The organism is Nocardioides sp. (assembly GCF_024509035.1).
Classification (GTDB): Bacteria; Actinomycetota; Actinomycetes; order Propionibacteriales; family Nocardioidaceae; genus Nocardioides.
On the sequence record NZ_JANINT010000051.1, the window covers coordinates 1 to 11129 of the forward strand.

General features: G+C 71.7%; 8 protein-coding genes. 7 read left to right on the forward strand and 1 reads right to left on the reverse strand.

Features of this window, described 5'->3' with window-relative positions:
- The 6 genes from Q0L15_RS04395 to Q0L15_RS04420 form a co-directional block, all read left to right on the forward strand.
- Nucleotides 1-1996: molybdopterin oxidoreductase family protein (locus Q0L15_RS04395; protein WP_296602513.1), on the forward strand; the 1996-nt coding region annotated here is incomplete at its 5' end.
- Between the two features lies 1 nt (nucleotide 1997).
- Nucleotides 1998-2459 (forward strand): hypothetical protein, encoded by a 462-nt coding sequence (locus Q0L15_RS04400; protein ID WP_296602514.1) that lies wholly within the window; start codon nucleotides 1998-2000, stop codon nucleotides 2457-2459.
- The gene (locus Q0L15_RS04405; protein WP_296602516.1) at nucleotides 2456-3520 is read left to right on the forward strand and encodes a glucose 1-dehydrogenase; all 1065 of its coding nucleotides are present in this window, start codon (nucleotides 2456-2458) and stop codon (nucleotides 3518-3520) included. The genes Q0L15_RS04400 and Q0L15_RS04405 overlap by 4 nt, the downstream gene beginning before the upstream one ends.
- 315 nt (nucleotides 3521-3835) lie before the next feature.
- Nucleotides 3836-5290 carry a sugar transferase gene (locus Q0L15_RS04410; protein WP_296602517.1) on the forward strand — a complete coding sequence of 485 codons (1455 nt, stop codon included), beginning with the start codon at nucleotides 3836-3838 and terminating at the stop codon, nucleotides 5288-5290.
- Nucleotides 5291-5383: 93 nt separating this feature from the next.
- On the forward strand, nucleotides 5384-7297 hold the full coding sequence (locus Q0L15_RS04415) for a DUF4012 domain-containing protein (RefSeq protein WP_296602518.1): 1914 nt from the start codon (nucleotides 5384-5386) through the stop codon (nucleotides 7295-7297).
- Between the two features lie 144 nt (nucleotides 7298-7441).
- The gene (locus Q0L15_RS04420; RefSeq protein WP_296602519.1) at nucleotides 7442-8203 is read left to right on the forward strand and encodes a hypothetical protein; all 762 of its coding nucleotides are present in this window, start codon (nucleotides 7442-7444) and stop codon (nucleotides 8201-8203) included.
- 1 nt (nucleotide 8204) lies between these two features.
- On the opposite strand, the gene Q0L15_RS04425 is transcribed toward Q0L15_RS04420, so the two are convergent.
- Entirely contained in the window at nucleotides 8205-10241 is a 2037-nt protein-coding gene (locus Q0L15_RS04425) for a glycosyltransferase (RefSeq protein ID WP_296602520.1), read from the reverse strand.
- Nucleotides 10242-10416: 175 nt separating this feature from the next.
- Between Q0L15_RS04425 and Q0L15_RS04430 the strand changes: the two genes are divergently transcribed.
- Nucleotides 10417-11129: GDP-mannose 4,6-dehydratase (locus Q0L15_RS04430; RefSeq protein ID WP_296602521.1), on the forward strand; the 713-nt coding region annotated here is incomplete at its 3' end.

Genomic DNA, 11129 nt, shown 5'->3' on the forward strand with positions numbered 1-11129 from the left:
CGGCGAGCTGGTCGAGACCGACTGGGACACCGCCATGGGGCGCATCGTCGCCCGCTCCCAGCAGCTGCTCGAGGAGAAGGGCCCGCTCAGCCACGGCTTCTACACCAGCGGCCAGCTGTTCATCGAGGAGTACTACACCCAGGCCGTCATCGGGAAGGCCGGCCTCGGCACGCCCCACATGGACGGGAACACCCGGCTGTGCACGGCCACCGCGGCCGCCGCGCTCAAGGAGTCGTTCGGGGCGGACGGCCAGCCCGGGTCGTACGAGGACATCGAGCACTGCGACGCCCTGTTCCTCTACGGCCACAACATGGCCGAGACCCAGACCGTGCTGTGGTCGCGCATCCTCGACCGCACCCGCGGCGAGGACCCGCCGCGGGTGGTCTGCGTCGACCCGCGCCGCACGGCCGTCGCCGCCGAGGCCGAGCGCACCGGCGGGGTGCACCTGACCCCGCGCGTCGGCACGAACCTCGCGCTGATGAACGCGCTGACCCGCGAGCTGCTCGAGCACGACGAGTGGATCGACCACGCCTGGGTCGCCGAGCACACCCTCGGGCTGGACGACCTGCGGGCCGCGGTGGCGCCGTACACGCCGGAGAAGGCGGCGGAGATCTGCGGCATCGACGCCGACGACGTACGCCGGGCCGCGCGGATCTTCGGGGAGTCCGAGGCGGTGCTCTCGACGGTGCTGCAGGGCTTCTACCAGTCTCACCAGGCCACGGCGTCGTCGGTCGCGGTCAACAACCTGCACCTGCTGCGCGGGATGCTCGGACGCCCCGGCGCGGGGCTGCTGCAGATGAACGGGCAGCCGACCGCGCAGAACAACCGCGAGACCGGCGCCGACGGCGACCTCACCGGCTTCCGCAACTGGGACAACCCCGCGCACGTCCAGGAGCTCGCCGACCTGTGGAACGTCGACCCGATGACGATCCCGCACTGGGCGCCGCCCACGCACGCGATGCAGATCTTCTCCTACGCCGAGGCCGGCACGATCGAGCTGCTGTGGATCTCGGCGACCAACCCGGCGGTGTCGATGCCGGAGTCCGAGCGGATCAAGCGGATCCTCGGCAGCGACCAGTGCTTCGTGGTCGTCCAGGACCTGTTCCTCACTGAGACCGCGCAGCTGGCCGACGTCGTGCTGCCCGCCGCGGGCTGGGGCGAGAAGACCGGCACGTTCACCAACGTCGACCGCACCGTCCACCTCTCCGAGCAGGCCGTGGACCCGCCCGGCGAGGCGCGCAGCGACCTGGAGATCTGGCTGATGTACGCCGACGCGATGGGCTTCACCGACCAGGACGGCGAGCCGCTCATCAAGTGGCGCACGCCCGAGGAGGCGTTCGGGGAGTGGGTCAAGGCCAGCGCGGGCCGGCCGTGCGACTACACCGGCATCACCTACGACCTGCTGCGCGGGCCGACCGGCGTGCAGTGGCCGCTGGGCACCGACCGGCTGTACGCCGACGGGGTGTTCCCCACCGACACCGAGCGCTGCGAGACCTACGGCCACGACCTGGTCACCGGCGGGACGGTCACCGAGCAGGAGCACCGGGCCCAGGCCCCCGCCGGGCGGGCGTTCCTCAAGGGGGCGCCGTACTCGCCCCCGCACGAGGAGCCCAGCGAGGAGTTCCCGTTCCGCCTCACCACGGGCCGGACCGTCTCGCAGTTCCACACCCGCACCAAGACCGGTCGGTCCCGGCCGCTCGACGCGATGGCTCCCCACGCGTGGGTGGAGCTGGCGGCGGCCGACTCGTCCCGGCTCGGGGTCGCCGACGGCGACCTGGTGCGGCTGGAGTCGCCGCGCGGGGCGATCGAGGTGCCGGTGCGGGTCACCGACGTGACCGAGGGCGCGGTGTTCGTGCCGTTCCACTACGGCGACCACCCGGCCAACGAGCTGACGATGACCGTGTGGGACCCGGTGTCCAAGCAGCCGACGTTCAAGACGGCCGCATGCAAGGTCACTCCGGCACAGACGCACCCTGACAACGGGAGGGAGAGCTGAGATGCCGCACCTGGCGACGTACGTCGGCCTGGCCGACCACAGCGAGCAGACCCTGGCCGACTCCTTCCGCGCGGTGGCCGAGGGCCACGCGCACGTGGCCGACGTGTTCCACCTGTGCCACACCCTGGCCGGCTGGAGCGACGGCCACCGCGACCAGCTCGCGCCGGTGGTCGAGCGCTACGGCGAGGAGGACCTCGAGGAGCCCGAGCGGCTGCACGCGGCCGGGTTGGCGCAAGCGCGAGAGGGCGAGATCGGCCTGCTGCGCGACCTGCAGGACCTGCACGTGCTCGCCTCCCTGGTGCAGACGACGTGGATGGTTATCGCCCAGGGCGCGCAGGGCCTGCGCGACCGCGAGCTGCTCGACATCGCCCACGCGTGCAGCGCCGAGACCGCGCGGCAGATCACCTGGCTCGACACCCGACTCAAGGTGGCGGCCCCCCAGGCGCTCATCGTGGCGCCGTGAGCGGCGGTCACATGCGGGCGCTCACCGTCCGACCGCTCCAGCGGGGGTCGCTGGCCGTCGCGACCGTCCCCGAGCCCGAGGCGGGCGAGGGCGAGCTGCTCGTCGAGGGTGTGGCGATCGGGGTCTGCGGCACCGACAAGGAGATCGTGCGCGGCGACTACGGCTGGGCGCCGCCCGGCAGCGACCGCCTGGTGCTCGGCCACGAGTCCCTGGGCCGGGTGCTCGAGGCGCCGGCCGGCAGCGACCTCGCCGAGGGCGACCTGGTTGCGGGCGTGGTGCGCCGCCCCGATCCGGTGCCGTGCGGGGCGTGTGCCCACGACGAGTGGGACATGTGCCGCAACGGCCGCTACACCGAGCGCGGCATCAAGGAGCTCGACGGCTACGGCAGCCAGCGCTGGACGGTGCCGGAGAAGTACGCCGTGCGGGTGGCCGCCCACCTGGGCCTGGCCGGGGTGCTGATGGAGCCGACCAGCGTGGTCGCCAAGGCGTGGGAGCAGGTCGAGCGGGTCGGCGAGCGCGCATGGTTCGAGCCGGAGCGGGTGCTGGTGACCGGCGCCGGCCCGATCGGGCTGCTCGCGGCGATGATCGGGGTGCAGCGCGGGCTGGACGTGCACGTGCTCGACCTGGTCGACGACGGCCCCAAGCCCGGGCTGGTCCGCGACCTCGGGGCCACCTACCACCACAGCAGCGTCGAGGAGGTCGCGAAGGCGGCCCGACCCGACGTGGTGCTCGAGGCGACCGGGGTCGGGTCACTGGTCTTCGACGCGATCACCGCGACCACGCCGTACGGCGTCGTCTGCCTGACCGGCGTCTCCTCGACCGGCCGCACCCTCCCGATCGACGCCGGCGGCCTCAACCGCGAGCTGGTGCTGGAGAACGACGCGGTGATCGGATCGGTCAACGCCAACACCCGCCACTACCGCGCAGCCGCCGACGCGCTCGCCGCCGCCGACCTCGACTGGCTCGAGCGGCTGATCACCCGGCGGGTGCCGCTCGAGCGGGCCGCGCGTGCCTTCGAGGCGTCCGAGGAGGACGTGAAGGTCGTCATCACGCTCACGTGATGCGGGTCCGCATCGCACCTCAGGTCTAGACATTCGGCGACGACGGCGTAGCGTCCGATACGTGAACGATCTCGGGGGCGCGACTGCGTGCGACCGCCCACACCTCCACCGGGGCCGGTGGTTCGCCCGCGGCCCTCTCACCGTGACGCCCCCGACCGTCGGCCGGGGCACCGGGATACCCGCGTGTAACACGCCCGCCTTACACTGGTTTCCTCGATCGGCTGCGACGCCACGCAGCCTGACCGGGAGCGACACTGCTTGGGGGGCAGGTCGGCCGCGGGGCCGAACGGACGGTTCAGGGGGACTAGGCCGCGCATGACACTGCTCTCAGCCACACGCACACGCGTCATCGGACCGCCGAGCAGGGCGCTGCGCTACCTGCCGGCCTCCGCGCTGGTGCTCGACCTCGTCGTCGTCACAGTGTCGGCGCTCTTCGCCGCGTGGGGACGCCGGCGCTTCGACTTCTTCGAGACCCCCGCCGACGACGCGACGGCGTTCGCCGCGGTCGGCGCGGTGGTGGGGGTCGCCTGGCTGGCGTTGATCGCGCTGCGCGGCGGCTACCGCGACGACCTCTTCGGCGCCGGCACCGAGGAGTACAAGCGGGTCGTGAACGCCAGCCTGCTGACGGCCGCTCTGCTGGGCGTCGGCTGCTACCTGGCGAAGTACCCGCTCTCGCGTGGCTACTACCTGCTGATCTTCGGCGTCGGCGTCCCGGCCCTGATCGTGGGACGACTGGTGCTGCGTCGCGCGGTGCAGCATGCGCGCAAGCAGGGCAAGCTCCAGTTCCGCGTCGTCCTCTCCGGTCTCCCCTCGCACGTCGACGAGGTCGCCACTGCCCTGGCCCGAGAGTCCTGGCTCGGCTACAGCGTCGTCGGCGCCCTGACGCCGGCCGACGACCACCGAGAGCACACCGATCGCGGCATCCAGGTGATCGGCGACTGCGAGGAGGTCACGTCGGTGGTGAAGGACCGCGACGTCGACGTCATCTTCTTCGCCAGTGGGGCGCTCACCTCCTCCACCGAGCTGCGTCGCATCGCGTGGGACCTCGAGCAGCACGACGTCCAGGTGGTGGTCGCGCCCCGGGTCACCGACGTCTCCGGCGAGCGTGTCCGCATCCGCCCCGTCGGCGGGCTGCCGTTGATGCACATCGACGCCCCGCGGTCCCTCGACGCGATCAGCCTGGGCAAGCGGCTCTTCGACGTGGTCGGCGCGACGCTCCTGCTCGTCCTCTTCAGTCCCCTGTTCCTCCTGGCGGCGCTGCACATCAAGCTGGCCGACGGCGGACCGGTCCTCTTCCGCCAGACCCGCACCGGGCGCGACGGCGAGGAGTTCGCGTGCCTGAAGTTCCGCTCGATGGTCCCGGACGCCGAGGAGAGGCTCGACGAGCTGAGGGCCGCTGTCGGGCATGAGCGCGGGCTGTTCAAGCTGAAGGACGACCCGCGCATCACCCGACCGGGCAGGTGGCTGCGGCGCTACTCCATCGACGAGCTGCCCCAGCTGGTCAACGTCCTGCGTGGCGAGATGAGCCTGGTCGGTCCGCGACCGCCGTTGCCGAGCGAGGTCGCCGAGTACGCCTCCGACGTGCACCGCCGGCTCCGCGTGCGCCCCGGCATGACCGGCCTGTGGCAGGTGTCGGGACGCTCCGACCTGTCGTGGAAGGAGGCCGTCCGCCTCGACCTCTACTACGTGGACAACTGGTCGCTCCTCCAGGACCTCAACATCCTCGCCAAGACCGTGGGTGCGGTCCTCCGGTCGCGCGGCGCCTACTGACCGGCCCGAGGCCCCGATTCGGGGCCCTTGGCCGACTTTGCGAGGATGGCCCGCATGTCGCACGCCGTTGACCACGATCCGGCCGGGGTCTAGATGCGACGGTTCATCGCCGCGCGCCGTACGGCGTTCCACGCCGCCTCGCCACGACGCCGCGTGCTCGCAGGCGTGACGCTGGGCCTGGGCGCGGTCGTCGCGGTCCTCGTCCTCCTCGCGCTGCCCCTGGTGGTCGCGTTCTTCGAGTCCGAGGCCGCCAAAAACGACCTGAGCGACGCCAAGGACGCACTGGTGGACGGGCAGGTCTCCGAGGCCCGGGAGCTCACCGCGAGCGCCCGGGGCCACGTCGACAGGGCCCAGGGCGAGACGAACTGGTTCGGCTCGGACGTCTGGGAGGCCCTGCCGGTGGTCGGCGGCTCCGTCGAGGACGCCCGCCACCTGGTCCAGGCGCTCGACGACGCGACCTCCGTGGCCGAGATCGGCGTCGACCTCTATCCCGCTGCGGCCGGGCCCGATGCCACGCTGTTCCGCGACGAGCGGGTCGACGAGGCCACGCTGCAGCGCGTGGTCGCGGGGATCACGCGCGCGACCGAGCACCTCACGTCCGCCGAGACAGCGCTCGGCGAGGTCCGCGGTTCGACGCCCCTCATCGGCTGGTTCATGTCGGATCGTCGCGACGAGGCCGCCGACGAGGTGGACCCGATGGCCGGAGCGGTCACCGACCTCACGCCGATGCTCGAGCGGCTACCCGACGTCCTGGGCTTCAACGGCAAGCGGAGCTACCTCATCACGATGCTCAACCCCGCCGAGCTGCGCTACTCGGGCGGGGCGACGCTGAAGTTCGCGCCCGTCACCTTCGACCACGGCAAGGTCGAGCTCGGTGAGTCCGTCCAGCCGGACGGCAACCCCCAGATGCTCACGCCGATGTCGTGGCGCCCGGTGAACCGCAACCCGTTCCACTACCCCGGCCGTCATCTCCTGACCAGCGCCACCTTCGCGCCGTCCTGGTCGGTCTCGGGCCTGGAGCTCCTCCGGGCGTGGGACAAGAACCAGCAGCAGCACCTGGACGGGGTCATCGCGATCGACGTGGTCGCGCTCGCGCAGCTGCTGGACGTCACCGGCCCCATCACGCTCGACGGCTACGGCGAGCTGACCTCGGAGAACCTCGTCCGCACCCTGGTCGGGAGCTACGAGAAGTACTACCCCGACCCCACGGCGCAGGACTCCCTGAACGACGAGCTCATCCCGGCCTTCAAGGAGAAGTTCCTCGGCGACGGCGACTTCCAGGCGAAGGCGCGGGCGCTCGCGACCGCTGCCGACGAGCGCCACTTCGCGATGTTCTTCCGCGATCGGGTCGTGCAGAAGGGTTTCGCCGCGCTCGGCCTCGACGGCGACCTCGCGGACCCGGAGGGCGACTACTTCGGCGCGTTCACGCAGAACACGAACGGATCGAAGGTCGACTTCTACCAGCGTCGCGACATCGACCTCCGGGTCGAGCTGCAGCCCGACGGGTCCGCCCAGGACGCGCTCACGGTGGTCCTGGGCAACGAGACCCCGCCGTACTCCCTCCCCGGACGCGACCCGAAGAGCTGGTACTTCACCCGGTGGGCCGGTCTCGCGCTCAGCGTCTTCGTTCCGAAGGACACAGAGGTGCAGGACGCCTCGTTTCTCGGCAAGGCGTTCGAGCCGACGCTCCGCAAGTTCTACCGCCACGGGTTCGTCGCGACCAAGGCTCTCCTGCCGCCGGCGAGCAAGGCCCGGTTCGAGATGCGCTACCGCGTCGACGACGCCGCCACCGTCGACGAGTCGGGCGAGCTCACCTACCACCTCGCCTTCGACCCACAGGGCACGGTCTGGGGCCAATCGGTCCGGGTGGAGGTCCAGCTGCCGGACGGCTACACCGCGACCGACCTCCCCGACGGCTGGACCGCCGACGGCGGCACCGTCAGCCTCCCCAACCAGGCGCTGAGCACCAGCCAGGAGTGGGAGATCGTGGCCACGCCCGACGACTAGGGTCGTGAGGCGTCGACGGTGCCGACTCCCAGACAAGGAGATCCCCGAGTGAACCCCGCATCTTCCCGGACGCCATCACCCGGGCTGCTCGCGACCTGGAGGTCGAGGTCGACCGACGTCGCCAGGCGAGCTGCCGTCCGCCACGTGAAGCCGATCGTCAGCCCCGAGGTCTGGGATCGGTTACGTGGGCACAGCGACCCGCCGCGACCCAGCCTCACCGACATCGCGAAGAGCACCGGCACCGACAAGTGGGGCGTCCACTACTACACGCCCCACTACGAGCGGCACCTCGAGCACCTCAGGGACGAGGAGTTCCTGCTGCTCGAGATCGGGGTGGGCGGTTACGCCCGCTCCCGACAGGGAGGCGCGTCACTGCGGATGTGGCGGCGGTACTTCCAGCGGGCGGAGATCGTCGGCCTCGACATCGAGGACAAGTCGTTCGTGGACCGGCCCCGCATCACCACCGTGATCGGCGACCAGACCGACGAGACGGTCCTGAGGTCGATCATCGATCGGTTCGGCGTGCCGCTCGTCGTCGTCGACGACGGCAGCCACCGCCCCCGCGACATCAGAGCGACCTTCGAGCGGTTGTTCCCCCTCCTTCCCGACGGCGCGGTCTACGCCATCGAGGACACGCAGACCTCCTACTGGCCCGAGTTCGGTGGTAGCGAGGACCGGCACTCCCGCGACACCACGATGGGGTTCGTCAAGAACCTCGTCGACGGCCTCAACCACGAGGAGTTCCTCGACGACGACTACGAGCCGAGCTACGCCGACACCCATGTCCGGGCGGTGCACTGCTACCACAACCTGGTGGTGATCGAGAAGGGCGACAACCGCGAGGGCACCAACAAGCACCGCGTGCTGCGCAAGCGCTACGGCTTCTCCCGCGACGCCGCGAGCTGAGTCAGTCGCACGCCACCTCGGCAATCAGGGTCCGGGCCCGGTCGCTGAAGGAGAGCGGCGGCCGCGGGACGTCCTCCGCGCGTGGGATGCAGCGGAACTCGGCGACCGCGCGCCGGAGGTCGTCGGCGTCGCGCACCACCGCCACGTCGCGCGGGTCGAACACATCGTGGATCCCCGCGACGTCGTCGCAGATCACCCGGGCACCTGACGCGACGGCGTCGAAGACGCGGTTGGCGATGAAGCCGTGCCGGGCCATGTCGGGCCAGTGGTCGGCAAGGACGATCCCGTGTCGCTGATAGAGCTCGGGCAGCTGGCCGTTGTCGACGTAGGCACCGCACCAGACGTCGTCGGGGAGGTCGTCCCAGCCGCGGCCATAGACGGCAAGGGGCACCCCGGCGTCCACCGCCAGGTGCACGAGCGGGCGGGTGCGGCCGTCGCCGGCGTTGCCCACGAAGACGACGCGGCCGTCGTACGCCCCGCCCACCTCGGCCCCTCCCCTCGCGGGTCGCACGAAGTCGGAGGCCTGGAGCAGCGGCCGGATGGTGCGCCCGGTGCTGGCGGACAGCGCGGCGCTCCACGGTGCGGAGGCGGCGAAGACGTGGTCGTAACCGTCGAGCTCGGCCGGATCGACGTCGTCCGGGTGGCTGATCACCCACAGCACGTTCACCTGACCGGGCACCGGCCGCACCGGATGCAGGCCGCGCAGGGCGAGTGACACGTCGTCGAGCCAGAGCGGGCCGCCCTCGTGGGCACCGCGGCGATAGGTCACCACGTCCTGGCCGAGGCCGCGCAGCGCGTCGGCCAGCGCCTCTGCGAAGTGCGTGTCGCCCCACAGGTCACCCGCCGGGCCCGGCGAGGACGGCAGCTTGATCGACCACCGCCGCACGCGGGTGTCCTCCGAGCCGCGTACGGCGGCTCGGGGGCGTTCGGTGTCTGCCGGGGGGCTCGGGGAGGCCGGGGCGCTCACGCGGCCCGTCACCGTCGCGCGGGCGGCGGGCGCGAGGCGCAGCCCTCCCGGCCGCCCATCGGCGAGCCGGTCCGCGAGGTCGCGCGCGGCCTCCGACAGGGCCAGGTCCCCGCGCAGACCGCCTGCGGTCGCCACGTCCGTCACCCGCAGCGCCACGGCCTCCGCCGAGATCGCGGCGAGCGAGCGGCCGTCCAGCCGCCGGGCGTCGTCAGGCGGATGGCCGACCAGGACGGGCTCGGGCTCCCCGTCGCGCGCGGCCGGACGTCCCGCCGAGAGGATCCTGTCGTCCGCATCGAGCAGCAGAGGCTGCACGCAGGCGACGGCCGGGTCCTCGAGCACGGCGAGCATGGCGCCGATCGCCCCTCGGCGCAGCACGACGCGCGGCTCGAGCACGACCACCACGTCACCGTCGGCGCGGGAGATCCCGACGTTCACCCCGGTCGCGGGCCCGACACCGGCCGGCAGCCGGACCAGGCCCACCTCCGCTCGGTCCTGAAGCGCCGCAAAGAGGCCGAGCGTCTCGGTTGCCGGGGCGCCACAGTCCACGATCAGCACCTGCAGGTCGTGGCCGTCGGTGGCCTCGAGCACGCCGCGCACCGACCGGATCGTGTCCCGCCTGTCGTCGGCCACGACGACGATGGAGGTGAGGTCCGGCCGACGGCTGCGCCCTGCAACGGCGGCCCAGTCGATCGCAGGATCCTCACCGAGCGGCCCTGGTGGCCCCGCTCCGCCCCCACGACCGAGCTGGCGTGCCACCTCGAGGAACCGGTCGCGGCCCGACGGGTCGACAGGCGTGGGATCGAGCCGGCCCGCCGCGACCTCCGCCTCCACCTCCGCCAGCACGCGTCCGACGTTGCCGCGTCGCCACGCCCCGCGGATCAGCGGTGGCCGATCGACGACATGCAGCAGCGGATGCGGGCTGAGCAGCAGCGGCATGCCGTGCTCCACGAAGTCCTCGGCAGCCTCGACGTCGTCGCCGAAGCGGCGTCCCCTCAGCGCCGCGTAGAACTCGCGGTCGAACCACCCCGACGCCAGCCAGTCCAGGGCCCGTGCACGTGGAGAGCGGGCCACCACCTCACCACTCCCGGAGGCCCGAGCGGCTCAGGCCACGTGGACGGGAGTCCACGTGCTGGACCTGCTCGGCCTGGCGGGTGTCGGACACCCGCCCAATCTACGACGCCCGTGCTGAGCGAGCGACGAAACCCGCGATCCCGGGCGAGCTCAGGGTCTCGGGCACAATGCCTGCATGCCGAGCGCACTGATCACCGGGATCACCGGCCAGGACGGTCTCTATCTGGCCGAGTTCCTGCTGGCGAAGGGGTACGACGTCCACGGTCTCATCCGCGGCCAGAACAACCCCAAGCGCGACCTGGTCGAGCGCCTCCTCCCCGAGGTCCGCCTCCACAACGGCGACCTCACCGACATGTCGAGCCTGATCCGGGCCCTGCGGGACTCCGACCCCGACGAGGTCTACAACCTCGGCGCGGTGTCGTTCGTCGCCTACTCGTGGGAGAACGCGCAGCTCACGACCGACGTGACGGCCAAGGGCGTGCTCAACATCCTCGAGGCGGTCCGGCTCCACACCGGTGACCACCCGGAGGGCGTCCGCTTCTACCAGGCGTCCAGCTCGGAGATGTTCGGCAAGGTGCAGGAGGTCCCGCAGCACGAGCGGACCCTCCTGTGGCCGCGCTCGCCGTACGGCGTGAGCAAGGTGTTCGGGCACCACATGACGATCAACTACCGCGAGTCCTACGGCATGCACGCCTCGTCGGGGATCCTCTTCAACCACGAGTCGCCCCGCCGGGGGCCGGAGTTCGTCACCCGCAAGATCAGCGAGGCCGTCGCCCGGATCAAGCTGGGCCTGCAGGACGAGGTCGTGCTCGGCAACCTCGACGCCGAGCGCGACTGGGGCTTCGCCGGCGACTACGTCGAGGCGATGTGGCTGATGCTGCAGCAGCC